Annotated in this window: 25 protein-coding genes; 9 read left to right on the top strand and 16 right to left on the bottom strand. The window is 56.6% G+C overall.

Features of this window, described 5'->3' with window-relative positions; genetic code table 11:
* Positions 1-5 precede the first annotated feature (5 nt).
* The 7 genes from BM234_RS12430 to BM234_RS12400 are packed head-to-tail and all read right to left on the bottom strand — an operon-like array spanning position 6 to position 7546.
* Positions 6-848, bottom strand: a complete 843-nt coding sequence (locus BM234_RS12430) for an SMP-30/gluconolactonase/LRE family protein (RefSeq protein WP_092065455.1) — start codon at positions 846-848, stop codon at positions 6-8.
* Entirely contained in the window at positions 845-1450 is a 606-nt protein-coding gene (locus BM234_RS12425; RefSeq protein ID WP_092065453.1) for a 2-dehydro-3-deoxy-6-phosphogalactonate aldolase, read from the bottom strand. The genes BM234_RS12430 and BM234_RS12425 overlap by 4 nt, the downstream gene beginning before the upstream one ends.
* Entirely contained in the window at positions 1447-2358 is a 912-nt protein-coding gene (locus tag BM234_RS12420) for a 2-dehydro-3-deoxygalactonokinase (protein ID WP_092065451.1), read from the bottom strand. Before BM234_RS12420 ends, BM234_RS12425 begins: the two co-directional genes overlap by 4 nt.
* Entirely contained in the window at positions 2355-4439 is a 2085-nt protein-coding gene (locus BM234_RS12415; RefSeq protein WP_092065449.1) for an alpha-galactosidase, read from the bottom strand. The genes BM234_RS12420 and BM234_RS12415 overlap by 4 nt, the downstream gene beginning before the upstream one ends.
* Positions 4436-5284, bottom strand: coding sequence for a carbohydrate ABC transporter permease (locus BM234_RS12410; RefSeq protein ID WP_092065446.1), 849 nt, complete (start codon positions 5282-5284; stop codon positions 4436-4438). The genes BM234_RS12415 and BM234_RS12410 overlap by 4 nt, the downstream gene beginning before the upstream one ends.
* Positions 5284-6258: a carbohydrate ABC transporter permease gene (locus BM234_RS12405; protein WP_092065444.1), complete on the bottom strand. Its 975-nt coding sequence runs from the start codon at positions 6256-6258 to the stop codon at positions 5284-5286. The genes BM234_RS12410 and BM234_RS12405 overlap by 1 nt, the downstream gene beginning before the upstream one ends.
* Positions 6259-6316: 58 nt before the next feature.
* On the bottom strand, positions 6317-7546 hold the full coding sequence (locus tag BM234_RS12400) for an ABC transporter substrate-binding protein (protein ID WP_092065442.1): 1230 nt from the start codon (positions 7544-7546) through the stop codon (positions 6317-6319).
* Between the two features lie 139 nt (positions 7547-7685).
* On the opposite strand from BM234_RS12400, the gene BM234_RS12395 reads away from it, so the two are divergent.
* Positions 7686-8486 carry an IclR family transcriptional regulator gene (locus BM234_RS12395; protein ID WP_092065440.1) on the top strand — a complete coding sequence of 267 codons (801 nt, stop codon included), beginning with the start codon at positions 7686-7688 and terminating at the stop codon, positions 8484-8486.
* Complete coding sequence (locus tag BM234_RS12390) at positions 8486-9544, top strand: ABC transporter ATP-binding protein (protein ID WP_092065439.1); 1059 nt, start codon at positions 8486-8488, stop codon at positions 9542-9544. Before BM234_RS12395 ends, BM234_RS12390 begins: the two co-directional genes overlap by 1 nt.
* A gap of 1 nt (position 9545) precedes the next feature.
* On the opposite strand, the gene BM234_RS12385 is transcribed toward BM234_RS12390, so the two are convergent.
* Positions 9546-10106, bottom strand: coding sequence for a nucleotide exchange factor GrpE (locus BM234_RS12385; protein WP_092065437.1), 561 nt, complete (start codon positions 10104-10106; stop codon positions 9546-9548).
* A gap of 9 nt (positions 10107-10115) precedes the next feature.
* A complete protein-coding gene (gene hrcA / locus BM234_RS12380; RefSeq protein ID WP_092066032.1) occupies positions 10116-11180 on the bottom strand; it encodes a heat-inducible transcriptional repressor HrcA in 1065 nt (354 codons plus the stop codon).
* A gap of 111 nt (positions 11181-11291) precedes the next feature.
* Between hrcA and rph the strand changes: the two genes are divergently transcribed.
* From rph to hemW, 3 genes are read left to right on the top strand one after another with little or no spacing between them, the layout of a single operon-like run.
* Positions 11292-12008, top strand: coding sequence for a ribonuclease PH (rph, locus tag BM234_RS12375; RefSeq protein WP_092065435.1), 717 nt, complete (start codon positions 11292-11294; stop codon positions 12006-12008).
* Positions 12001-12609 carry a non-canonical purine NTP pyrophosphatase gene (locus BM234_RS12370; protein ID WP_092065433.1) on the top strand — a complete coding sequence of 203 codons (609 nt, stop codon included), beginning with the start codon at positions 12001-12003 and terminating at the stop codon, positions 12607-12609. Before rph ends, BM234_RS12370 begins: the two co-directional genes overlap by 8 nt.
* Positions 12602-13762 (top strand): radical SAM family heme chaperone HemW, encoded by a 1161-nt coding sequence (gene hemW / locus BM234_RS12365; RefSeq protein WP_342714710.1) that lies wholly within the window; start codon positions 12602-12604, stop codon positions 13760-13762. The genes BM234_RS12370 and hemW overlap by 8 nt, the downstream gene beginning before the upstream one ends.
* Here hemW and BM234_RS12360 read toward each other — a convergent pair.
* The 7 genes from BM234_RS12360 to hemJ form a co-directional block, all read right to left on the bottom strand.
* A complete protein-coding gene (locus BM234_RS12360) occupies positions 13745-14638 on the bottom strand; it encodes a ParB/RepB/Spo0J family partition protein (RefSeq protein ID WP_092065431.1) in 894 nt (297 codons plus the stop codon). The two genes, hemW and BM234_RS12360, sit on opposite strands and share 18 nt — an antisense overlap.
* Positions 14628-15452: a ParA family protein gene (locus BM234_RS12355; protein ID WP_092065429.1), complete on the bottom strand. Its 825-nt coding sequence runs from the start codon at positions 15450-15452 to the stop codon at positions 14628-14630. The genes BM234_RS12360 and BM234_RS12355 overlap by 11 nt, the downstream gene beginning before the upstream one ends.
* Positions 15445-16041 carry a 16S rRNA (guanine(527)-N(7))-methyltransferase RsmG gene (gene rsmG, locus BM234_RS12350; protein ID WP_092065427.1) on the bottom strand — a complete coding sequence of 199 codons (597 nt, stop codon included), beginning with the start codon at positions 16039-16041 and terminating at the stop codon, positions 15445-15447. The genes BM234_RS12355 and rsmG overlap by 8 nt, the downstream gene beginning before the upstream one ends.
* Positions 16031-17914 carry a tRNA uridine-5-carboxymethylaminomethyl(34) synthesis enzyme MnmG gene (gene mnmG, locus BM234_RS12345; RefSeq protein WP_092065425.1) on the bottom strand — a complete coding sequence of 628 codons (1884 nt, stop codon included), beginning with the start codon at positions 17912-17914 and terminating at the stop codon, positions 16031-16033. The genes rsmG and mnmG overlap by 11 nt, the downstream gene beginning before the upstream one ends.
* 3 nt (positions 17915-17917) lie before the next feature.
* On the bottom strand, positions 17918-19204 hold the full coding sequence (gene mnmE / locus BM234_RS12340) for a tRNA uridine-5-carboxymethylaminomethyl(34) synthesis GTPase MnmE (RefSeq protein ID WP_092065423.1): 1287 nt from the start codon (positions 19202-19204) through the stop codon (positions 17918-17920).
* A 21-nt stretch (positions 19205-19225) separates the two neighbouring features.
* Positions 19226-20497: a transcription termination factor Rho gene (rho, locus tag BM234_RS12335; RefSeq protein ID WP_092065421.1), complete on the bottom strand. Its 1272-nt coding sequence runs from the start codon at positions 20495-20497 to the stop codon at positions 19226-19228.
* 120 nt (positions 20498-20617) lie between these two features.
* A complete protein-coding gene (hemJ, locus tag BM234_RS12330; RefSeq protein WP_092065419.1) occupies positions 20618-21064 on the bottom strand; it encodes a protoporphyrinogen oxidase HemJ in 447 nt (148 codons plus the stop codon).
* A 385-nt stretch (positions 21065-21449) separates the two neighbouring features.
* On the opposite strand from hemJ, the gene BM234_RS12325 reads away from it, so the two are divergent.
* Genes BM234_RS12325 through dnaQ form a run of 4 tightly spaced genes read left to right on the top strand, consistent with a single transcriptional unit; the run spans position 21450 to position 24160 of the window.
* Entirely contained in the window at positions 21450-22061 is a 612-nt protein-coding gene (locus BM234_RS12325; RefSeq protein WP_092065417.1) for a Maf family protein, read from the top strand.
* Positions 22058-22888, top strand: a complete 831-nt coding sequence (locus BM234_RS12320; protein WP_092065415.1) for a shikimate dehydrogenase — start codon at positions 22058-22060, stop codon at positions 22886-22888. Before BM234_RS12325 ends, BM234_RS12320 begins: the two co-directional genes overlap by 4 nt.
* A complete protein-coding gene (coaE, locus tag BM234_RS12315) occupies positions 22885-23475 on the top strand; it encodes a dephospho-CoA kinase (RefSeq protein WP_092065413.1) in 591 nt (196 codons plus the stop codon). Before BM234_RS12320 ends, coaE begins: the two co-directional genes overlap by 4 nt.
* Positions 23468-24160, top strand: coding sequence for a DNA polymerase III subunit epsilon (gene dnaQ / locus BM234_RS12310; protein ID WP_092065411.1), 693 nt, complete (start codon positions 23468-23470; stop codon positions 24158-24160). Before coaE ends, dnaQ begins: the two co-directional genes overlap by 8 nt.
* The last annotated feature ends 4 nt before the right edge of the window (positions 24161-24164 follow it).

Below are 24164 nucleotides of genomic sequence, written 5' to 3'. Positions count from 1 at the left end.
TCAACTCAGATCAGGACACGGTGTTCGGCAATGCCCGCAACACCCGGATCAAGTTCAACCACACAGCCGGAATCAGGAGCAGTTTCCAGCGCCGATACGTCCATTCCCTCCCGCGCGGTCGTGACGAAGAGGCGATCAAACGAGGTTCCGCCAAAGGCCGGGCAAGACGGTTGCGGCAAGCCGACAGAAAGGCGCGCGCGGAGTGCCCCATCCTGGCCGTAGCAAGAGACTTCGCCGCTCCCCCACTCTGCGCACCAAAGCGCGCCAGAGCTGTCGACCACCGCGCCGTCGGGATTGCGCCCTTCCGGCGCGAGATCGATGAACGGCTCTTCTGGGCTAGATGGCCAACCCTCCGGCCCAAGCGCTTGGCGATAGATCACCTGGCGCTTGGTATCCGCAAAATACGCCCACTGGCGATCCGGTGAAAAACAGATGGCATTGGGGATCGTGATCGCGCCATGCAATTTGCGAAGTTCGCCGCGAAAGTAGCGGTAAATTGCACCCGCTTCGTGTTCCGCGCGCTTGCCCATGGTGCCGATCCAGAACCCGCCCCAAGGATCTGCCCGTCCATCGTTGGAGCGCGTCTGCGGATCTCCGGCCTCAAGTGGGATGAGGGATGTGGCAGAGCCTTGAGAGAGGTCGAAACGGAAAAGATCGGTTTCTGATGCGACCAGCAATGCAGTCTCGGAGATCCACCCCGCAGCGGAGACATAACGGTCAAACTCCCAGCTTTGCTGCCGGGAGTGTAGCTTGCGATTCAGGATGTCGAACCAGAACAATTCCTGCCGCACCGGATGCCAGAGGGGGCCTTCGCCAAGAAGGCATAGGCGAGGGTCGTAGAGGTTCATGCTATGGCGTTGTCATAGGCCGCGACCACCGCAGCGGCCTTCTTGCGCAAAGTGTCCAGCGTTTGACCGGGGGTATAGAGCGCCGTGCCAAGCCCGAACCCAGTCGCTCCGGCTTCGATCCACGTTGCGAAATTGTCCGGCCCTGCCCCTCCGACCGCATAAACCTGGGTGTCTTCGGGCAGCACGGCGCGGATCGCCCCCAAGCCCGCAGGCCCGATCAACGACCCGGGAAAAAGCTTGAGCCCGTCCGCCCCGGCCTTGCGCGCAGCGAAACATTCCGATGGAGTCATGACACCCGGCCAACTTTGCAGCCCGCGCGCCTTGGTGGCCCCGATAACCTCCGCATCGCAGTTCGGAGATACGATCAATGTACCCCCCGCATCGGCAACCTGTGCAACCTGATCCACCTCGAGAACGGTACCTGCGCCGATCAAGGCGGCGTCTCCGCAGCGCCGCACCATCTCAGTGATCGAAACCAGTGGTTCCGGGGAGTTCAGGGGGACCTCGATCTTGGTTATTCCCGCCTCGATCAAGGCTTCGGTAAAGGGAACGGCGTCGCGCGGCGTGATCCCGCGCAGAATAGCGATAAGGGGGCGGGTCATGAGGTAGCCTTTTTGTATTGTGCGGTAAGGCCCGCAAGCGTGCAGGCATCAGCCTCGACGATCGTGGCATCGACGTGCTGCAAAGCCAAAGCGCGGGCATAGCGTTGGGCGAGAGAGTTCGCCCCGAGAATAGCAATCTGTTGGCCAAGCCAATAGGGACGCGCTGCGGCAAGTTCCGCCCCGAGAAGCATCCCCGAAAGGGCAGCGGTCGCGGCAGCAGGATCAAGACCCTCAAGCAGACCTTGTGCCCGCAGGCCAAAGAGCCGCGAGGCAAGTCGTTCAGGGCGGGTCATGATCTCCTCGACGGCATCGTCGAAATCGGTGCCTTCCCGTCCCTCGGTGCCGACCGAATGCCGCAAGACCGTATGACCACTGATCGCGGCAAACAGGTCTCCGGTCATGAATGTCTGAAAGCTCACCACCTCACCAGCACTCAGATGCGCCCACTTTGTATGGGTACCGGGGAGGCAAATCACGCCGTCCCAACCGGGATGAAGCGCGAGGAACCCTGCGATCTGCGTTTCCTCGCCGCGCATGACATCCGCCGGGCTTGTCTGTTTCAGTCCGGGCACCACGCGTACGTCGAGGCCTGCGCGCTTCGCCGGAGCGGACACAAGCTCATCGGCGGCCGGCCGCGCCGGTACCACCCGGTAGGGTGCCTCAACCCATCCCTGCCGCGATCCGACCATGCCGCAGGCGATCACGGGAATACCCGGCGCCAGCCAATCGCCCGCGAGGCGCAGCAAGGCATCTTCGAACTCGTGGCGCGCCAGAGCGCCCATACCATCCTCCGACGATGCGCTGGACAGCACTGTGCCGCCCTCGCCCATGGCCCACGCCCGCAGACGGGTTGTGCCCCAATCGACGGCGACCCAGAGAATGTCTTGCGGGTTGATTGCGGCTGTCATGTGCGCGTCCCTTCGATGACCCAGATCTGCTCGGGCACCGCATAGGGAAGTTGAACCCCATGTTCCATCATGAACCGGCCAGACAGCGTCAAAGCGCCGTCCCGAAGCGCAGACCTCCCACGCGAAAGGTTGCTGATGTCCTCAGGATTGGCCAGTGTCAGCCGATAGCGCGCGGCGGGGTCAAGCGCCGTGAACCGCACAGGGCGCGGGCTGATCTGTGCGCTGGTCGCGGCCTTTCCGGCAAAGACAACAAAGCGTTCTCCGCTTCGGGCGATCTGCTGCTCCGCGATGATCGCCGGGTCGTCGCTGTCCAACCGATGGATGTCAGCTTCCATGCGCCAGTCGCGATTTGCTTTCCACCATGCTGTAACTCGTTTGAGAACGGCAATTTCCGCGTCTGTAAGCTCTCGGGGGTCCATCTCGTAGCCGAGGTGCCGCTCAGCCGCCACCCATGCACGGAAGGGCATGGACAGCGTGCGATGGGACGAATGGCAGTGCCGGGGACCAACGTGCGAGCCGGTCACGGATGCAGGCAACAACAAGGCGGCATCGTGCTGAATGCGCAATCGTTCCAGCGCGTCGTTGCTATCGGAAAGCCAAACACGGCCGGTGCGGGCGAGAATGCCGAAATCGATGCGGCCCCCCCCGGATGCGCAGGTTTCGAATTCGACGTCGGGAAACGCTTGAACGAGACGGTCAAAGAGATCGTAGACGCCCGAGGTCTGAGTTGCATCCGCGTATGGCAGAACACGGTTGTGGTCCCATTTCACGTAGTCGACAGGATAGCTGCGCAAGATGTCGGAAATGGCGTCGAACAGGTAATCGCGCACCTCATCCTTTGACAAATCGAGCACGAGTTGCTGGCGGCCTAGAAGCTGATCTGCGGGCCCGAGAATCCAGTCGGGATGGACACGGTAAAGCTCGCTGTCGGGATTGATCATTTCCGGTTCAAACCAGATCCCAAAATGCATCCCCAAGGATTGGATGTGATCTATCAAGGGACTCAGGCCGTCGGGATACTTGCGGGTGTCCACGGTCCAGTCCCCCAAGCTCGTGCAATCGTCATCACGGAGGCCAAACCAACCATCGTCGAGCACGAAACGCTCGGCCCCGAGATCCGCTGCCCGCGCCACTATGTCCTTGAGAGCGTCGAGGTCGTGATCGAAGTAGATGGCTTCCCAACAGTTGTAGTGCACGGGCCGCGGCCGGGCGGAACGGTTCGAAGGCGTCAAAACATCGTGCACGTGGCGCTGGAACGCTACCGCGCAGCCGTTGTGCCCTGATCGGGAGAATGCTGCATAGAGCGGGCCGGAACTGAATAGGCGACCCATCTTAAGATGGCTGCCGCGCGCCTTGCCGAACTGTACCTGACGACGGCCATCGGGCAACTCTTCGGCGATCATGCTGTGGCCTCCGGACCAACCGAGATGCAGGGCACGGCAGGATCCACCGGTGTTGGTGGCACCGGTCGATGGCAAGTACAACAGGGGCGGATGCTCGTGACCTGATCGTCCGGTAGGAGCATGACGGGTGTACGCGCCGGGTGTCCACGGAACCTCTGCGGTCTGGAACTCTCCGATCCAGCGACCCGAGAATGAGATCATCCGATCCGCATCCTGCGGCGCTGGAAGAACGGGCGCGCAAAGCCAGTCCACAGCAACCGGGGTGTCCGTCTCCAATTCCGCCGAAAGTTCCAGAAGCTGCGAGGTGGGGTGATACCGGATCGACGCCACATACCGGGTGCCAAGATCGGAATCCTCGGCCCGAACGGTAAGCCTATCCTCCCTTTCGTCAACGCTCACGAGGGTGAAGGCCGGGAACAAGGAACGCCCCGCGCCGTCGCGCAGGCTCAGCCCCGGTTGCCCCGGAAAGGTCGCAGATGTCTGGGGGCATAGAGTGATTGCTGGCAAGGCATCGAGCATCCCCCCCGTGATGTCGGGCTGCGTGGCCGCCACGAGATCCCCGAGATCCTCATCGAACGGTAGAGAGGCGCCCCAGTATGCAACGTGGGGCAACTCTGTCCCTTCGGAGCAGAGGACCAAGGTCATCTCGGGCCCATCAAGACGCCAGTACTGGCTCATTTGACCGCTCCGAGCGTCAAACCCGCGATGAAGTGCCGCTGCATCAGAAAGAACATGATCACCGGCGGGATCGCCGCAATCAACGATGCCGCTGAAACCAGATGCCAGTTGTTCACGAATTGCCCGTTGAGTGCGCGCACCCCAGCCGTGATGGGCTTGGCCGATTCACCTTGGGTCAGAACATTCGCCCAGAAGAAGTCATTCCAGACGAAGGTGAAAATCAGCACGGCAAGCGCGGCAAGCGCAGGCCGCACGAGAGGCAGGACGACAAACCAGAAAATACGCCATTCCTTCACACCCTCGATCCGCGCGCTCTCAATCAGGTCGAACGGAAGTGCCTTGATGAAATTCCGCATGAAGAGCGTGCAAAACCCGGTCTGGAACGCCGCATGAAAAAGAAACTGCCCCGCGATGGTATCATAGAGCCCAACCCGCACCGACATGTCGCGGACCGGGACCATCAGGATCTGAAAGGGCACGAAATTGCCCGCGACGAACAGAAAGAACAGGGGAAGTGCGACCCGGAACCGATAGATGGCGAGCGCATATCCCGCGAGACACGCCAACGAGACGGAGATTGCAACGGATGGCACCGTGATGAGGATCGAATTGATGAAGTACATTGAGGCTTGGGATCTGGTGAAGACAGCCACGTAGTTCTCGATCATCGCAAATTCACCCGGCCAACCAAAGACGTTGCCCGCGTTGATGTCGGCGCCCGATCGTATCGAGGTGGCAAAGATCGCCAAGAGTGGCAGAAGCCAGATGATCAACACGAAGGGAAGCAGAAGCTGATACCCGATACGGGCCCCCGGCCCGGCCTTTTCAATGGGGCGAGGAAACATCAGCGACCTCCCTTCTCGTCCTGGTACATCCGCCACAGGAAGTAGGAGATGTAGATCAACATGATGAGGAACAGCACCGTCGCAATGGCCGATCCATATCCGTATCGCTCGCCATATTCCGAAATGGCGGTTTCATACATGTAGTAGGCCAGCACATTGGTGGAGCCGAAGGGACCGCCCTGCGTCATGATGGCGATCATGTCGAAGCTGCGCAGCGCACCGATGACCGTCACCACCACGGCGATGAATGTGGCAGGTCGGAGTTGCGGCAGCACAACGAACCAGAGCATCCTCCATCCCTTGGCCCCATCAAGACGCCCCGCTTCGATCTGATCCGCGGCCACGTTATTGAGCCCCGTCAGGTACAGGATCATGCAATAGGCGATCTGGGGCCAAAGCCCGGCAGCGATGATGCCATAGGTGGCAAATTCCGGCGAAGAGAGAATATCGGGAGGCGGGCTTGAGCACCGGAAAGACACGTTCCCCACGATGTTGATGGTCTCTTCGCAGAAGAGCGCCTTCCACACTGATCCGACCACTCCGAAATCGGGGTTGTAGAACCAGCCAAAGATAAGCCCCACCACGACCTGACTTATCACGAAGGGAAAGAAGAAGAGGGATTTATAGATGCGCATTCCTGAAACCGTCTGGTTCAGAAAGAGCGCAATCATAAGGCCGATGGGAACGGCCAGCATGAAGAGAAGGAGCCAGAGCAGGTTGTTCTTGAGCGAGGTCCAGAACTTTGGATCGTCCCAAAGCTTGATGTAGTTATCCACACCGACCCAGACGGCGGTACTGGTGCCGTCGGCACGGTAGAGACCGTTCCATTCGTAGAACGAAAGCCAGATCGACTCAAAGATCGGCTCAATCACGTAGACCGCGAAGAAGGCCAGCGCCGGGATCAAGAAGACCCAAGGCGCGATCTTCAACTTGTTGCGAAGCAGCCAGCTGTGCTCTGTTGCTTTCACGTCCATGAATTTCCCTCCTCACTGCGGCCTTGACGGGCGCCCGAAGGCGCCCGCCGAACGGGGTTCAGTAGACTTGCGCCTGAACCTCATCGAGGCGCTGCAGCACCTCTTCGAGCGTCGAGGTATCGGTCATGAAGCGCTGAAAGCCCTCCATCCCCGCTTTGGCCATCTCAGCCGGTGCATCACGGTCGAAGAACTGTGCGAGACCTTGTGCCTTGTTCAACATCGCGAAACCTTCCTGAATGAACTTGTCATCCGAAACGTCCGCCTGAGAGTTGATGGGCAGTTGGCCCATGGTCTTGTTCCACTGCGTCTGCACGTCCGGCCGCGCCACGAAAGCGAGGAATTTACGCGCATCTTCCTTGTTCTTGGCATTGGCCGGAATGAAGAACGCGTCCGTCGGCGCTTCTTCTGCTGCCGGAACATCCGGATCAATCGTCGGGAAGGGAAAGAAATCGAGCTGTGACACGTCGAGGCCGGAGTTCAAGAAAGCATCCACGGCAAAGTTGCCCATGACATACATAGCCGCGTCGCCGTTCGAGAAGGGCGCGATCGCGTCTTGCCAACTCATCGAGGCGTGGTTTTCGACAAAGCCACATTCGTTGATCAGGGTTTCGAAATTCGCGAAGGTTTCGCGGATCGGCTCGTCGGTATATTTGACCTCACCGGCGGTGAGCGCCATGTGCGTCTCATACCCGTTCGTGCGCAGGTTGATATAATCGAACACCCCAGCAGCAGGCCACAGGAACTTGGTACCGATGGTGAAAGGGGTGACCCCATTTTCCTTCATCTTGCCGCAAGCGGAAAGCAATTCGTCCCAGGTTTGCGGCTCTTCGAGTTCAAGCAAGTCGAAGATGTCTTTGCGATAATAGATCCCCCACTGGTAGTAGGAATAGGGAACGCCCCAGATTTCTCCATCGCGGGTCATGGTCGGCTTGATGGCTGCAAGGTGCTCGCCAAAGCCCTCTTCTTCCCATAGGTCAGTGACCGGCTCAAACAGGCCCGCATCCACAAAAGGCGCCATGCGGTTACCCGGATACCAGCTTGTGACATCGGGCGCGTCTGCCGTCAGGAAGTTGCGGATCGCCGTCTTGTGCGCCTCTCGGTCATTGTTGTTCACGATGACATTGATGTCGGGATTTTCTTTCTGAAACAGGGCCACCGCGTCATCAAAGCCTTGCTTTGGACCGGGATTCAAATCGTCGAAATTGATGACGAGGTCAGCGGCATTCGCGCCGCCCCCAAGACATGTCGCAGCAGCAAGTGCCACCGCAAGCGTGGATTTTTGTAGCATTTGGTCTCCTCCCTATAGCTCCCCAAGTTCCAAATAATGAAACTTGGTTTTACATATTGAAATGATAATGCGAACTGCCCTATGTTTGTCAACAACGGTGATGAGCGCTTGTCGCAAAGCTGCCGCGAGGGAGGATTTCATGGAGAAGCAACACGGCGACGGTACAGTGGGTAAGGCATTGGAAGTGCTTGACCTCGTCGCAAGCTTTGAGCGCCCCGTTCGGTTTGCCGAGCTTCAGTCCCGTGCGCCCTACCCCAAGGCAACGCTGTATCGCCTGATGCAGACACTGACGAATCAGGGAATGCTTCAGTTTGATCCGGACCGTCAGTCCTATACTCTTGGGATGCGACTGGTCCGCATGGCCCACTCGGCGTGGCGGCAAAGCGCCCTGGCCCCGATTGCCCGCGATGCCGTAGATCGCCTTAGCCTTGATGTCGGGCACACCGTTCACCTTGCCCAACTTGACAATGCCCATGTGATCTACGTCGACAAACGCAACGCTCGGACGCCGATCGCCATGTATAGCGAGGCGGGCAAAGTCGGCCCCGCCTATTGCACCGGTGTCGGCAAGGCCATGTTGGCCTTTCTCCCGGAGAAGGATCTGAACGCGGCGCTCCCGCAGCAGAGCTATCACCGATTTACAGATCATACACTGACGACGCCCGACGCCTTGCGCCAGGAATTGGTGGCGATCCGATCCCGCGGCTATGCATTTGACCGCGAGGAACACGAGCCGGGAATTATCTGTGTCGCTCTTCCGATCCTGTCCCGCCGCGGACGGGTTCTGGGCTCACTTTCGATAACAAGCACAACGGCCCAGACCGACCTTGATGGTCTGGCCGCTCTTGCTCCGCGCATTCGTGCGGCAGCAGAAGAAATCGCAAGCGCTGTGGAGGATTGGCGCTTTCCTGAGCAATCCATAGGGGAGGAGGTCGCCTGATGTCTGGTGTCTCAATCGAGAACGTCGTCAAGAAATACGGCGAAGTACAAGTCATGCATGGGGTCGACCTTGCGGTAGAGGACGGAGAGTTTTGCGTCTTCGTGGGGCCTTCGGGATGCGGAAAGTCGACCCTGCTGCGCATGATCGCAGGACTGGAGGAAACCACAGACGGTCGCATCTCCATTGCTGGGCGCGACGTAACCCACCTCGATCCGGCCGAGCGGGGGATCGCTATGGTTTTTCAGACCTACGCGCTTTATCCCCACATGACGGTCGGGGAAAATATGGGTTTCGGCCTGAGAATGAACCGGCAGCCCAAGGAAGAGATCCGCGCAAAGGTCGACGAAGCGGCACGAATCCTCAAGCTTGAGGACTATTTGGACCGCAAGCCCAAAGCGCTTTCCGGAGGTCAGCGCCAGCGGGTCGCGATCGGGCGGGCCATCGTACGGGGGCCGGACGTGTTCCTGTTCGACGAACCGTTGTCAAACCTTGATGCGGAACTGCGGGTCGAGATGCGCGTCGAGATTGCTCGCTTGCACAAGGAAATCGGCGCGACGATGATCTATGTGACGCATGATCAGGTCGAAGCGATGACGCTCGCTGACAAGATCGTGGTGTTGCGGGCCGGGCGGATCGAACAGGTCGGTGCCCCAATGGATCTCTACCGCGATCCCGACAACAAGTTTGTCGCAGGGTTCATCGGATCGCCCGCTATGAACTTTGTCGGGGCTACCGCCCAAAACGCCGAAATCCGTATTCCCGGGATTGGCATCTCCGTCGCGGCGCCTGCGTCGATCGGTGGTGGGACACGCGCCCTATCGGCCGGAATACGCCCCGGCCACGCACGTATTGTTCCCGGGGAGAGCCACGTTGTTGACCTGACGGAATCGCTCGGCGGCGTCTCCTACATCTATCTTCGGAACAAGGAAACGCAGGAACGCGTCATCGTGGAAGCTGGTGAAGACCGCCCTGCGAGGGACGGAGACTCGGTCGGGCTCGAGGTGGACACATCTCGTATCCTGTTCTTCGACGCCGAAACCGAGCTCCGTGTACGCTAGATCAGGCGGGGGTCGATGAGACCCCTACCGCTGCCGGACGTAAAAGACGCTCATGCAGCATGAAGCCTTCGGCAGAGACCTGAATGATTTCGCCTGCTTTGGTGCCCGGCAAGGGTGCTTCGAACATCGCCTCATGCACCTGCGGATCAAAACGATCACCGACCTTTGGCGACACGACGTGAATCCCGTGTTTCTCAAAGACGTTCTGCAACTCGCGTAGGGTGAGTTCGATCCCTTCGATGAGGGCTTTCGCGGCCTCGCGCTGTTCGTCGTTTGCCGCTTCGAGCGCACGCTTGAGGTTGTCATAGACCGGAAGCATGTCACGGGCGAACTTCGACCCGCCATACTGCTCGGCTTCGCGGCGTTGCTTGTCGGCGCGTTTGCGGGAGTTTTCCGCATCTGCCAACGCCCGCATCCACTTATCGCGTAGCTCGTCACGCTCGGCCTTCAGGGAATCGAGCTCAATGGCTTCGTCGCTAATTTCCCCGGCCTCCTCTGCGTAAGCCTCCGCCTCGGCGGTCTCGACGTCGTCTAGGAACTCGTCTTCTCTTGGCTCTGCCATGTCTCACCTCTATCCGCGGTCGGATATCAGCTTTCCGACCAACTGCGCCGTGTAATCCACGATCGGCACTATACGTCCATAGTTTAGGCGCGTCGGTCCAATCACCCCGACGGCGCCCACGATCTTACGGTCTGCGTTCATATATGGAGAAACCACCAGAGATGAACCCGAAAGTGAGAAAAGTTTGTTTTCGGAGCCGATAAAGATACGGACCCCATCCCCTTCGTCCGCCAATTCGAGAAATTCCGCGATGTCTCGTTTGCGCTCAAGATCGTCAAACAGCTCACGAATCTTCAGGACGTCTTCTTCTTCTGCACCACCACCAAGTAGATTTGCACGGCCCCGGACGATGAGGCGTTCGTGACGGTCCGTTTCCCCATCCCATACCGCAAGGCCGCTTTCGACCAGATCGCGGGCGAGTACGTCGATCTCCTGTCGGCGTCGGGTGACTTCCTTGCGCATCACATCCCGCAAGTCGCTCAGCCGCTTTCCCTCAACAAGTGCATTCAGGAAGTTCGCGGCCTCTCGCATGGAGCTGGGTGTTTGACCCGGCGGCGGCGTGAAAAGGCGGTTCTCTACATGTCCATCGGCAAACACCAGCACCACCAACGCACGATCATGGGCCAGAGAGACGAACTCGATATGCTTGATCGGCGCTTCGCGTTTGGGCGCGAGCACCAGCGATGCCCCCTGAGTCACTCCCGAAAGCGCGGTTCCGATGTCATCAAGCAGACCGCCGACATCGGCAGAATTACTGGCGACCGTCGCGTCGATCTTGCTGCGGTCACCCTCGTCGAGATTGCGCACCTCGAGGAGCCCATCCACAAACATACGAAGCCCAAGCTGTGTCGGAACGCGGCCTGCGGAGGCATGGGGGCTGTCGAGCAAACCCAGAAACTCCAGATCCTGCATCACGTTGCGGATCGTGGCGGCGCTGATCTTTTGGCTGAAGTTCCGGGTGAGGGTACGGCTTCCGACGGGATCGCCGCTTTCAAGATATCCTTCGACGACGCGCCGGAATACCTCGCGCGACCGCTCGTTCAGCTCATCGATGATTCCAGATTGGTTGGTCATGTCATATTTGCCAAGTGAGAAGCATAGGTCCGAAGCATGCGCGGGGTCAATCAGGCTTGCGCTCCCCCAAGGCACAGAGGTATCTCCCCACAAAATAAGGAAGGAAACCACATGCGCCCATCCGGTCGAGATTTAAGTGAAATGCGGTCGGTTTCAATCGAAACCGGTATCACCAAACACGCCGAAGGAAGCTGCCTCATCCGCATCGGCGATACGCACGTCCTCTGTACTGCAACGATCGAAGATCGCGTCCCGCCGTTTATCAAGGGATCGGGCCTTGGCTGGGTCACTGCGGAATACGGCATGCTCCCGAGGGCGACCCATTCCCGGATGCGCCGCGAAAGCGCGGCGGGCAAGCAAGGTGGCCGGACCGTGGAAATTCAACGCCTGATAGGGCGAAGCCTCCGGGCCGGAGTAGACCGGGTCGCACTTGGAGAACGTCAGATCACCGTCGATTGCGATGTGATACAAGCGGACGGCGGCACGCGCTGTGCCTCCATCACCGGTGGTTGGGTCGCTCTTCGCCTCGCAGTCAACAAGCTCTTGAAAACAGGGTCGATCCAAAGCGACCCCCTTCCCGACCCGGTGGCAGCGATCTCCTGTGGCATCTATGCGGGGCAACCCGTTCTTGATCTCGATTACCCCGAGGACAGCGAAGCCGGCGTCGATGGCAACTTTGTCATGACAGGCTCGGGGCGCCTCATCGAAGTTCAGATGTCAGCCGAGGGCGCAACCTTCTCCCGCGCGCAGATGGACAACCTCATGGGTCTTGCGGAACAAGGCGTTGCTCAACTCGCAGAAATCCAGAAATCCGTCACCAATGTCTGATCATCTCAGCGGAACCATTGTTCTGGCAAGCCACAACGCGGGCAAGCTGCGGGAAATCGCGGCATTGCTTCTTCCCTATGACGTAGAGGTGAAATCGGCGAAGGACTTCGGGCTGAGTGAGCCGGACGAGACAGAAGAGACCTTTGCCGGAAACGCAAGATTGAAGGCTCATCACGCGGCGCGCGAAACTGGCCTTCCTGCCCTTTCAGACGATAGCGGATTGAGCGTCATCGCGCTTGATGGTCGCCCCGGTGTCCATACCGCGGATTGGGCCGAGACAGAGCATGGCCGCGATTTTGATATGGCTATGGAAAAGGTCTGGCAGGCTGTGCAGATCACGGGGCGCCCTGCCCCGTATTCTGCCGCGTTTCACTGTACATTATGCCTCGCCTTCCCCGATGGCAGCGACAAGATCTTCGAAGGGACAGTCGAAGGCGTTCTCGTCTGGCCCAAGCGCGGCGACCGCGGCTTTGGCTTTGACCCAATGTTCCTGCCTGAGGGTGAAACGGAAACCTTAGGGGAAATGGATCCAGAGCGAAAGCACGCTATCTCTCATCGCAGCCTCGCTTTCGAAAAGTTCGTAAAGGTTTGTTTTGATTGAGGATTGGCAGAATGCTGGTTTCGCGATCTATATTCACTGGCCGTTCTGCGAGGCCAAGTGTCCCTATTGCGATTTCAACAGCCACGTTTCCCAGTTCATAGATCAATCCCGTTGGCGCCGTGCCTACTTGTCCGAGATTGATCGTCTTGGCCGGGAATTTCCCGGTCGGACGTTATCTACCGTCTTTTTCGGCGGCGGAACGCCCAGCCTCATGGACCCAGATACGGTCGGACACATTCTTGAACGAATTCGAGCAACCTGGCCGATATCGAACAATTTTGAAGTCACGCTAGAAGCAAACCCATCCTCCTCTGAGGTCGGCCGGTTTCGTGCGCTGCGTGATGCTGGCGTGAATAGGCTGTCACTCGGCGTGCAGGCTCTGCACGACGACGATTTGCGCCGGCTCGGACGTCTGCACGATGTCGAAGCCGCACTGCGCGCGATCTCCATTTCCCAGCAAACCTTCCCGCGTTCCTCCTTCGATCTTATCTACGGGCGCCAGGGCCAAACGCTGAGTGCGTGGAAATCAGAGCTTGATCGGGCGCTCGACATGGCCGCCGGGCATCTCTCGCTTTATGAGCTGACGATTGAGCCGGGGACCATGTTCGCAAAGCGCAAGGCTGCGGGAAAGCTCAATGGCTTGCCCGATGAGGACCTCGCCATTGCCCTGTTCGAGGAGACCGGAGCACGGACAGCCAAGGCGGGCATAGAGAATTATGAGGTGTCCAACTACGCGGCCGACGGGAATGCCTGTGAGCATAACTTGATCTACTGGCGGTATGGTGACTTCGCGGGGATCGGACCTGGCGCCCACGGGCGCCTCACGGTGAATGGGTTAAAACGCGCCACAACGGAGCCAAAAGCGCCAATTCCGTGGCTCAAATCCGTTGAAAACGGCGCTGGGGAAGCGCTGATCGAAGATCTGGGACCCGAAGATCAGGCGGATGAATACCTCATGATGTCGCTTCGCCTCACCGAAGGTATGGATTTGGATCGGTACCACGCGATCGCCGGGAAATCGGTCAGCCAGTCGGAAATTGCGCGACTGGAGGAGCTGGGGCTCCTGCAATCAGGAGAGAACGGCCTACGCATCACGACAAAGGGGCGGCCCCTCACCGATGCGATCGTTTCGTCATTAATCGCGGCTGGTTGACTGCCCCAATAAGCGGCAAATATCGTCCAACTGATCCAAAGTATCATAGCTGATCGAAACGCGGCCACTGCCCCGCTCTTCATCGTGATCAATGCCGATCTTCATCCCGACCGCGGCGCTCAGATCAGATTCAAGCTCAATTGTACTAGGATCCTTGGAGCCGCTACGCGCAGACCGGCGAGTTGCCTTCGACGGTGTCTCGGTCTTTTTGGCAAGCTTCTCGATTTCCCGAACGCTCAGTCCTTTCTTGACCGCCTCTTCGATGAGTTCAACGGCCCGCTCATGACCAATGACTGCACGCGCATGTCCGGCGGAAATGAGCCCCCGTGAAACATAGGCCTGTATCTCAGGGGGAAGGTTCAATAGCCGTAGGACGTTGGCGATGTGACTCCGGCTTTTGCCGAGTGCCGTCGCGATCTTTTCCTGCGTGTGGCCAAAGCTATCGATCAACTGTTTATAGCCTGTCGCCTCTTCTATAGCATTGAGATCCGCGCGCTGTACGTTCTCGACAATGGCGATCTCAAGCACTTCGACGTCGTTAAGTTCCCTGACAAGAACCGGAATTTCATGAAGACGCGCCATTTGCGCGGCACGCCAACGACGCTCACCCGCGACGATTTGATAGCGTTCTCCCCCGTTGACCGGACGCACGATCAGCGGCTGCAGGATACCCTTCTCCGCAATCGAGTTGGCCAGATCGTCAAGATCAGCATCCGAAAATGCCTTTCGTGGCTGGTCCGGATTAGGCTCGACCTCTTCGATGGGAACAAATTTCGTATACGCACGATCAAGCCGCTCGTCCTGTTCGGGCTGAATATCGGCCAGAAGTGCGGAGAGGCCGCGACCAAGGCCCTTCGATCGGCTCTCACTGGACATGTGCTGTCTCCTGGGAAGTTTCGTACCGACGGAGGATTTCCCAAGCAAGCTTTCGATACGCTTGGCCCCCCTTGGAGTATCTATCGTAGTCGTGAATCGATTGCGAGAATGATGGCGCTTCGCTGAGACGGACGCTGCGAGGAATGCGCGTCTCAAACACGAGGGAACCCAAGTGGCTCCGAGCATCGTCTTCTACCTGACGTGAAATTCGGTTCCGAGCGTCAAACATAGTCACAAGAATTCCCTCTATTCTCAATGACTTATTAGAAGATTTCCTGATCATTGTGATTGTTTGCATGAGCTGGGAAAGCCCCTCAAGCGCAAAGAACTCGCTTTGCAACGGTACAACGATGGAATTCGAAGCTACCAAGGCATTAAGCGTCAGGAGATTGAGAGATGGCGGACAATCGATGAACACGAAATCATAGTGCAACTCCGCTCGGCGCAGCGCGGAGATCGAGTCCTTTAGCTGATAGAGCTTTCGCTCCCTGTCATAAAGCTCAATATCAGCGGAACTCAGGTCCGTGGTCGATGCTACGATATCTAGGTTCTCGTACTTGGTCTCTGATATCGTTTCTGCCAGCTTCGTGCGGTTGAAAATAAAGTCATACGACGAATAAGTTCTGTCCCTGAGTTCGCGCCCAAGTCCAGTCGATGCATTTCCCTGAGGATCCAGATCTATCAGAAGGACACGCTTCCCAAGTTCGCTAAGTGCGGTTGCCAGGTTGATTGCGGTTGTTGTCTTGCCCACCCCGCCCTTCTGGTTCGCGATCGCAATCACTCGGGTGTCTGCGGTGGTACCATGATTATGCATGTCTGATCGCCGAGATTTTGAGAACACTGGACGCCGGATTCGTCACACTAGGCGTCGCTTCCAGATCGAAGTTGTACTCTTTCCGAGCCAACTCCACTTCTTTCTTCCAATTCTCACCGCAGAGCAAGTGAAGCTCACCATCTTTTCGCAAATGAGGTCCTGTCAGCGCGATAATCCGCCCGACCGAGGTAAAAGCCCGCGCACTGATCTTATCCGCTGAATCCATAGCCAAATCTTCGACCCTCTCTGCGCGTACATGCACATTTAGTGATAGACTATGGGAGGCGTACGTTAAAAATGCACACTTCCTCTTATCACTATCTACTAGAGTGAAATCGACGCTTATGGATCTGTGCTTCGCAATTACTGCAAGCACGATCCCTGGAAATCCACCACCGCTACCAACGTCAAGCCAAGTGCACCGCTCAACGAGCGCTCTAGAAAGTTGAACAGAATCAAGTATATGCCGGTCCCAAAGGTGGGTTCTTTGCTCCCGCGATACCAAATTAATCCTAGCAGTCCAGCTAAGAACCAACTCCTCGAACTTCCGAAGGTCAGCTACCTCCTCAACTGATAGTTCAACCGACATGGGCTCGGCTTAACTCCACTCGCCGAAGCTCGATGACGATCCGTGTCAACGCAGCTGGTGTAATGCCCTCTAATCTAGCAGCGTGGGCGATAGTTTTTGGTTCGTGGGCCTTAAGCTTGGATTTTACCTCGTTCGAAAGCCCTGAAAGCCGTTCGTAATCAAAATCTAAGGGGATTGTTAGATTCTGGTCTTTCGCAAGCGCCTCAACTTCGCTCTCCTGACGATGAAGAAGATGCGCGTATCGTGCTTCTATAGCCAGTTGCTCAAGTATTGACGGTTCAAACTCTGCGATTTCATTGGATTCGACGAGTTTGACAACATCAGCAAGATCGACGCCAGGCAATGAAAGGAGTTCAAATGGAGTTCGCTTCTGCCCATCATGCTTGACGGAGAACCCTACTCTCTCAAGTTCGTGTGACGTAAAACCCCGCCTGGACAGGATGTGGTATCCCGCAGCTATGCGTCCCTTCTTTGTACTATAGTGAGCCCAGCGATCCTCAGATACGCACCCGATCGAATATCCTATTTCCGTCAAACGCTGATCGGCATTGTCGATTCGAAGTTTCAACCGAAACTCCGCGCGGGATGTAAACATTCGGTAGGGCTCAGTCACACCACGGCTGACCAGATCATCAATCATAACCCCAATGTACGAACTGGATCGATCAAAACTAAGTCCTGGAAGTTCTTTCGCCGCCAGTCCGGCATTCAGCCCCGCGACCAAACCCTGGGCGGCAGCCTCCTCATATCCAGTCGTCCCATTAATTTGCCCAGCGAAGTACAAGCCCTTTAGCTCTGAATGCTCAAGCGTGGGTTCCAACGACTTTGGATCCAGAAAATCGTATTCTATCGCATATCCAGGTTGGAGGATCTCGACCTGCTCTAACCCTCTAATAGACCGTACGTAAGATTCCTGAATGTCTACCGGTAGGGATGTAGAGATACCATTCGGGTAAACGGTATCGTCGTTCAAACCTTCAGGTTCAAGAAAAACTTGATGTTCTGACTTATCCGCAAACCTGCTCACCTTATCCTCAATCGAGGGACAATACCTGGGCCCCACGCCCTCGATATCTCCTCCGTACATCGCCGACAAATGGAGGTTATTCCGGATAATTTCGTGAGTAAGATCGTTTGTCGCCGTTACCCCACAGGCAATTTGAGGCAAAGATGTTTTCCGCGTCATAAAGGACAGAAATTCAGGGTGCGTATCACCCTCCTGACGACTGAGCGCATCCCAGTTGATCGTTCTCGAGTTCAATCTAGGCGGAGTTCCCGTTTTTAGACGCCCTACCCCGAGACCCAAACCTCTGAAACGGTCAGAAAGCGCCTTGGAGGACGTTTGCCCCATTCTCCCACCGAAAACGACCTCTCGTCCAACAAATATCTTACCACCCAGAAAGGTCCCGGTAGTAATGATAGTCGAAGTAGCCCGAATATCCCCGAGCTTTGCGACATTCACGCCGCAAATTCGTCCGTTTTCCTCGATTATATCGAGGACCTCACCTTCTATAACGGAGATATTACCTGCTTTCGCGATCTCAGACGCCATCTCCTGGCGAAACACCGAGCGATCGATCTGTGCTCGTGGCCCTCGAACCGCCGGCCCTTTACTGCGATTGAGCAGCCTATGTTGAATAGTGGATCGATCTGCTACACGCGCCATCAATCCATCCAACGCATCTATTTCACGTACAAGGTGTCCCTTACCCAACCCGCCTATTGCCGGGTTGCAAGACATTACTCCTAGGTCGTACTTTGATTTCGTGATCAGTGCCGTTGACAGTCCAAGACGATGTGCCGCATGTGCCGCCTCGACTCCGGCGTGCCCCCCACCAACAACCACGACATCGAATTGTTTCACGTGAAACATTGTCTATTTCCCAATGCAGAAGGATGAGAAAATTTTACCGAGCATTTCTTCTACGTCAACTCTACCTAGAAGTTCCTCAAGAGCATAGACAGCTGAACGTACTTCTTCCGCGGCTAAATCCACGCTACTCTCACCTAGTTCTAGATAACGCAACGCTTCGTCAATCGCATCACGGCAAGATTTTAGAGCATTATAGTGGCGCGTTCGCGTTGCTAGCCCGCCTAGCCCTACTCGATCTATCAGTATATCCGAGATCTCAGATAGAAGTTCGTCTACGCCTTCGCCCGATAGGCCCGAGATGGCGAAAGCGCGGTCGCTTCCTAAGTCCCGCTTCGAACCGACTACGATATCGCCAGGCTTTCGTTCGACCACAAAGCTCTCACCACCATTCACCAAAAATATCCTAAGGTCCGCCCGCTCAGCGCGAGCAATAGCGCGTGACACACCCATCGCTTCTATGGGATCACTGGATTCACGAATACCGGCCGTATCGAGAAACGTAATCGGAAGCCCTCGGAGGTCTACGCGAACCTCTATGACATCCCGCGTTGTCCCCGGTATGTCCGAAATAATGGACGCTTCGCGCCTCGCAATGTAGTTCAGCAGCGTGGATTTACCCACATTAGGCTCTCCGACAATCGCGACCTCGAATCCGTCTCGAATGCGTTCCGCAACGGAAACGCCGTCCAATTCCGCTGAAATCTCATAACGAATATTCGCTAGTTGAGGGATGACCACAGGTATCACGTCAGATGGCACATCTTCATCAGAAAAATCGATCATCACTGCAAGTAATGCGCTGATCTGGACGAACTCAGCGCGCCAAGCCTCAGCTTTCTCCGAGAAGCGCCCCAAGAAACTCGACATTGCTTGCGCATGCTGAGCAGTAGTCTCAGCTTCAATCAGATCTGCCAGACCTTCAACCTGGGTGAGATCCAACCGTCCATTTTCAAGTGCTCGCCGCGTAAACTCACCATTTCTCGCATGCCTGAAACCATCCAGTTTGGCGAGTTCGGCTTGAAGAAGAGTTACAACGGAATTACTTCCATGTACTTGAAATTCAACAACATTTTCACCGGTAAAGCTCATTCCCTTAGGGAAAGCGATGATCAAGCCCTCATCGATAAGTGCCCCGGACAAAGACCGTATTTTCTTCAGTGAAGCATATCTGGGTTCTGGAACGCCGCCTGCCAGCTTTTCGGCTGCGTCAAACGCCTTCGGCCCTGACACACGGACTATCGCTACGCCCGCCTTCCCCGGCGGCGTTGACAAGGCAAAGATCGTATCCACAACATGCGCCCTTTGAGCTCGCTAGGTGTTCATAGAATCGAAGAACTCAGCATTACTCTTTGTCTGCTTCAGCTTCGATAGGAGGAACTCAATCCCATCCGTGGTACCCATCGGATTAAGGATCCTACGTAGCACAAAGGTCTTCTGAAGGTCGATCTTCTCGACCAGCAACTCTTCTTTCCGCGTCCCGGACTTCAGTATGTCAATCGCAGGGAACACACGCTTGTCGGCGATCTTACGATCCAGAACAATCTCACTGTTACCCGTACCTTTGAACTCTTCGAAGATCACTTCATCCATACGGCTGCCCGTATCGATCAGAGCAGTCGCGATAATCGTCAAACTGCCTCCTTCTTCGATATTACGAGCCGCGCCAAAGAACCGCTTCGGTCGCTGCAAGGCGTTGGCGTCGACACCACCTGTAAGAACCTTACCGCTAGATGGGACCACAGTGTTGAACGCCCTACCAAGTCTTGTAATGGAATCCAAAAGGATCACAACATCTCGTTTATGCTCGACAAGGCGCTTGGCCTTCTCGATCACCATCTCACTGACCGCCACATGGCGGGTCGCAGGTTCATCAAAGGTAGAGGAAATGACCTCCCCTTTCACGCTCCGCTGCATGTCTGTAACTTCTTCGGGGCGTTCGTCGATCAACAGAACGATCAAGTAACACTCGGGATGGTTTTTCTCGATGCTGGCTGCGATATTTTGCAACAGAACAGTCTTACCTGTCCGAGGTGGCGCAACGATAAGACTCCGCTGACCCTTACCAATCGGCGCGACAAGATCGATGACACGTGAAGAGCGGTCCCTAACCGTTGGATCCTCGACCTCCATCGTCAAACGCTCATCGGGATAGAGCGGCGTCAGGTTGTCGAAGGCAATCTTGTGGCGTGCCTTCTCCGGATCCTCGAAGTTGATCACCGTCACGGTCGTCAACGCAAAATAACGCTCGCTATCGTCAGGCGCCTTGATCTGGCCTTCGACGGTATCTCCAGTGCGAAGCGAGTACTGACGGATCATGTCGGGAGAAACGTAAATATCGTCCGGCCCCGAGAGATAGTTCGCTTCGGGAGAGCGAAGAAAGCCGAACCCATCCTGTAGAACTTCAAGCACGCCGTCGCCATAGACATCCCAGCCCTCTTCGGCGCGCTCTTTCAGGATCGAGAACATCATCTCGCCCTTACGCATTGTCGAGGCGTTCTCGATTTCGAGCTCTTCAGCCATCGAAAGAAGGACCTTCGGGCTCTGCGCCTTCAAGTCTGCGAGGTTGAGACTCTCTTGGGTCATCTAAACATATCCTTCAGCGTGACCGGTGGAGGCCTGAACGCTCGATTTTGATGAAATTCGCAACCCGGACGGGTTGATCAGGGCCAATACCCGAGTGACGTGGGCTGAGTCAACCTCAGCTCAGAACTTCACGATGACCGACGCGACGATGACTATGAGCAACAACGTCGGAACCTCGTTCATTATCCGGTAGCGACGGCCGTCAAACCGGTTTTGCCCAGCGGCAAACTCTTTGCGGCGCAGCCCCAGCCAATGGTGGAACCATGTCATGCCAAGTACGCCAAAAATCTTGGTGTACGGCCAGAGCGATCCCCAATCTACGATGCCGGGAGTTGCCACAAGCGCCAAACCAAAAATCCACGTCGTCAACATCGCCGGGTTCATGATGAGACGGAGCAATTTGTATTCCATCGTCTGGAACAATCGATCGGTCTCTCCGCCGATCGCGACCTGCTCCGCATGATACACGAATAAACGGGGCAAGTAGAAGAGCCCAGCCATCCACGCAATGACGGAAAGTACGTGAACGACTTTCGTCCAAGGGTAGAGATCGAGAAGAAAATTCATGGCTCGGCCCTTCGGTTGGTCGCCAACCATCTACAGAAAATAATATATAGAAAGAAGTGATGATGATTTTGTAGGGACTCAGATTTCTGTGGATCAAATTTTTTCCCATGAGTTATACACACCCATCTGAGTACGACAGGAGAAGGTACTTACCGGAAATACTCTAGAAATATATATTTATTTCAACGGGTTAAACTGGAAAATCTTCGGGACCTTCTTTCCTCAAGCAGGAATTTGGCGAAAGTATCCAACATCGAAGTTGTACTAACCCACAGGGTACAAACCATGTCGGCGAAAAGGTCTGTGTGGGATGGGAATGTTGGCGAACGCTTGAAACAGGGGTTATGCCCGTTTCAAGCAAGAACTATCCGATCGGAAGTACCCAATGTTATCCACAGAAGACGCTCATATCGTTCTCGCTTCCGGATCGTTGACCCGGAAGACTCTGCTCGAAAATGCAGCATTGGTGGTCGCAGTCTGCCCCGCCAAAGTTGACGAAGAGTTACTTCGTGCGGGCCTTCTCGCCGAAGGTGCGGCGCCGCGCGACATCGCCGATGCTCTCGCAGAACAAAAGGCGCGGAAGGTGGCGTTTCGCTTTCCTTCGTCGCTCGTGTTGGGCTGTGATCAGGTACTGCAGCATGAAAAGACATGCTTAGCCAAGGCCGGATCACCCGGCGAAGCGTTCGACCAGCTCAAGCGGCTTCGAAATGACCGCCATACTCTGCTGTCGGCTGCTGTGATCTATGAAAACGCCGTCCCAGTCTGGCGACACATCGGAGTGGCACATCTGCGGATGCGCGACGCAACGGATGAGTATCTTGAGGACTACGTATCGAGGAACTGGCATAACATCCGCCACTCCGTCGGGGGTTACAAGCTTGAGGAAGAAGGTGTTCGGCTCTTCAGTTCGATTGAAGGCGACTATTTCACCATACTGGGTTTGCCGCTATTACAAATCTTGAACTACCTGACCACGCGGGGGATCATCAGCGGATGACGCACAGCCAAATACCGCTCGCCGGCGTCATGGGGGACCCGGTTTGCTTTAGTAAATCTCCCCGGCTTCATGGCCACTGGCTTAGCAGTTACGATATTCCCGGACATTACGTACCGATCCATGTCACGAGCGAAAATCTCGAAGACGTTCTGCGTGCCATGCCGCGGATGGGATTTGTGGGCGCTAATGTGACCGCGCCCCACAAGGAAGCGGTATTGCGTCTTGCTCATAACGTAACTGACCGCGCCACGATGATCGGGGCGGCGAATACACTCATCTTTGGTGAGGACGGCAGGATCCATGCGGACAACACCGATGGATATGGGTTCATCGAAAACCTTCGTCAGGGGGCCCCAGACTGGGACCCTGCTACTGATGCGCTTGTTCTTGGAGCCGGGGGCGCTGCGAGGGCGGTGTTGGCCGCACTGATTGACGCAGGCACGACGCGGATCTTTCTCTCCAACCGCACTCGTATTCGCGCGGAAACATTGCGGGAGACGTTCGGCGCCAAGGTTCAGATCGTCGATTGGGAAAAGGCCGCCGGGATAGTCGACAGGGTGGGCCTATTGGTCAACACCACTTCTCTGGGTATGACAGGCAAGCCGGAACTTCGGTTTTCACTCGCAGGTGTGAGACCTGAGACGATCGTCACCGATATCGTCTACTCGCCGCTTCAGACACCGCTCCTTCAGGACGCTCAGGCGCGGGGTTGCAGGACGGTCGATGGGTTGGGCATGCTGCTCCATCAAGCAGTCCCGGGGTTCGAACGGTGGTTCGGGGTGAGGCCGCAAGTCACCCCGGAACTTCGTGACCTTATTCTCAAGTGACCTGCCGAATTGGGCTCACTGGGTCGATTGGAATGGGAAAGTCGACCACGGCGCGCATGTTTGCAGATCTTGGCTGCGCGGTATGGGATGCAGATGCTGCGGTCCACCGCCTCTATGGGCCCGGCGGCGCCGCAGTAGCGCCTATCGCAGCGCTCTATCCTTCCGCGGTGCAGGACGGCGCGGTATCCCGGGCGAAGCTGCGGGAGATCATTCACGATGACCCTGAAGCGCTTCGACGCATAGAGGATATCGTCCATCCGCTGGTTCGCGAAGATCGTGGACGATTCATCGACGAGACCGCTGCGGACATCGCCGTGTTTGATATTCCCCTTCTTTTCGAGACGAAGACAGATCAGGAAATGGACCTGACCGTCTGTGTCTCAGCGCCGGAAGACATACAGCGGGCTCGGGTTCTGTCGCGCAATGCGATGACTGAACAAGATCTCGATCACATCCTCGCGCGACAAATGTCAGATGCAGAGAAACGCGCCCGAGCCGATGTGATCATAGAAACCAAAACGCTTGAAGCCACCCGCGAGCAGGTGCAAGCACTTGTGAAGCGACTGCGGGAGAATTCGGATGCGTGAGATTGTGCTCGATACTGAAACCACCGGCTTCGAGCCGGAGCAGGGGGATCGGATTGTCGAGATCGGCGCGGTGGAGTTGTTTAACCACGTCGCCACGGGCGAGACATATCATCAGTACATCAATCCCGAACGCTCCATGCCACAAGAAGCGTTTCAGGTTCATGGCCTGGGCGATGACTTTTTGCGAAAGCAGCCGGTCTTTGCAAAAATCGGGCAAGCATTCCTCGATTTCATCGGCGACTCGCAGCTAATCATCCACAATGCCAGTTTCGATATGAAATTTCTCAATGCCGAGTTGGGATGGATGGGATTGCCGCAGATCCCGCATGATCGCGCAACCGATACGCTCGCGATCGCGCGACGCAAGTTTCCGGGATCCCCGGCATCACTGGATGCGCTTTGTCGCCGGTTCGGTATCGACAACTCTTCGCGGACCTTGCACGGAGCGTTGCTCGACTCCGAGATTCTCGCAGAGGTTTATCTCGAACTGATTGGAGGACGGCAGCCTGATTTTGGGTTGAGCGGTGGTGAGCAGCAGCGGACCACGACGCAATCAAGCGACGATTGGCGCCCGTATCCCAGGCCCGCGCCATTGCCGCGCCATTTGACTGAAGCAGAGGCCGAGGCTCATGATGCATTCATCGCGAAGCTTGGGGAAAACGCTCTGTGGCGGCAAAAAGCGTGACCGG

The organism is Poseidonocella pacifica (assembly GCF_900111875.1).
GTDB lineage: Bacteria > Pseudomonadota > Alphaproteobacteria > Rhodobacterales > Rhodobacteraceae > Poseidonocella > Poseidonocella pacifica.
This window is presented reverse-complemented; position numbering and strand designations above follow the sequence as displayed.

Bases quoted from the DNA above. Each gene is read 5' to 3' on its own strand.
- BM234_RS12410 (WP_092065446.1), bottom strand. From the start codon at position 5,284: ATGTTTCCTCGCCCCATTGAAAAGGCCGGGCCGGGGGCCCGTATCGGG.
- BM234_RS12405 (WP_092065444.1), bottom strand. From the start codon at position 6,258: ATGGACGTGAAAGCAACAGAGCACAGCTGGCTGCTTCGCAACAAGTTG.
- BM234_RS12415 (WP_092065449.1), bottom strand. From the start codon at position 4,439: ATGAGCCAGTACTGGCGTCTTGATGGGCCCGAGATGACCTTGGTCCTC.
- hrcA (WP_092066032.1), bottom strand. From the start codon at position 11,180: ATGACCAACCAATCTGGAATCATCGATGAGCTGAACGAGCGGTCGCGC.
- BM234_RS12360 (WP_092065431.1), bottom strand. From the start codon at position 14,638: ATGTCCAGTGAGAGCCGATCGAAGGGCCTTGGTCGCGGCCTCTCCGCA.
- BM234_RS12425 (WP_092065453.1), bottom strand. From the start codon at position 1,450: ATGACCCGCCCCCTTATCGCTATTCTGCGCGGGATCACGCCGCGCGAC.
- BM234_RS12430 (WP_092065455.1), bottom strand. From the start codon at position 848: ATGAACCTCTACGACCCTCGCCTATGCCTTCTTGGCGAAGGCCCCCTC.
- rsmG (WP_092065427.1), bottom strand. From the start codon at position 16,041: ATGTCGGTTGAACTATCAGTTGAGGAGGTAGCTGACCTTCGGAAGTTC.
- BM234_RS12420 (WP_092065451.1), bottom strand. From the start codon at position 2,358: ATGACAGCCGCAATCAACCCGCAAGACATTCTCTGGGTCGCCGTCGAT.
- mnmG (WP_092065425.1), bottom strand. From the start codon at position 17,914: ATGTTTCACGTGAAACAATTCGATGTCGTGGTTGTTGGTGGGGGGCAC.
- BM234_RS12355 (WP_092065429.1), bottom strand. From the start codon at position 15,452: ATGCATAATCATGGTACCACCGCAGACACCCGAGTGATTGCGATCGCG.
- BM234_RS12390 (WP_092065439.1), top strand. From the start codon at position 8,486: ATGTCTGGTGTCTCAATCGAGAACGTCGTCAAGAAATACGGCGAAGTA.
- BM234_RS12395 (WP_092065440.1), top strand. From the start codon at position 7,686: ATGGAGAAGCAACACGGCGACGGTACAGTGGGTAAGGCATTGGAAGTG.
- BM234_RS12370 (WP_092065433.1), top strand. From the start codon at position 12,001: ATGTCTGATCATCTCAGCGGAACCATTGTTCTGGCAAGCCACAACGCG.
- BM234_RS12325 (WP_092065417.1), top strand. From the start codon at position 21,450: ATGTTATCCACAGAAGACGCTCATATCGTTCTCGCTTCCGGATCGTTG.
- rph (WP_092065435.1), top strand. From the start codon at position 11,292: ATGCGCCCATCCGGTCGAGATTTAAGTGAAATGCGGTCGGTTTCAATC.
- BM234_RS12385 (WP_092065437.1), bottom strand. From the start codon at position 10,106: ATGGCAGAGCCAAGAGAAGACGAGTTCCTAGACGACGTCGAGACCGCC.
- BM234_RS12400 (WP_092065442.1), bottom strand. From the start codon at position 7,546: ATGCTACAAAAATCCACGCTTGCGGTGGCACTTGCTGCTGCGACATGT.
- dnaQ (WP_092065411.1), top strand. From the start codon at position 23,468: ATGCGTGAGATTGTGCTCGATACTGAAACCACCGGCTTCGAGCCGGAG.
- BM234_RS12320 (WP_092065415.1), top strand. From the start codon at position 22,058: ATGACGCACAGCCAAATACCGCTCGCCGGCGTCATGGGGGACCCGGTT.
- hemJ (WP_092065419.1), bottom strand. From the start codon at position 21,064: ATGAATTTTCTTCTCGATCTCTACCCTTGGACGAAAGTCGTTCACGTA.
- rho (WP_092065421.1), bottom strand. From the start codon at position 20,497: ATGACCCAAGAGAGTCTCAACCTCGCAGACTTGAAGGCGCAGAGCCCG.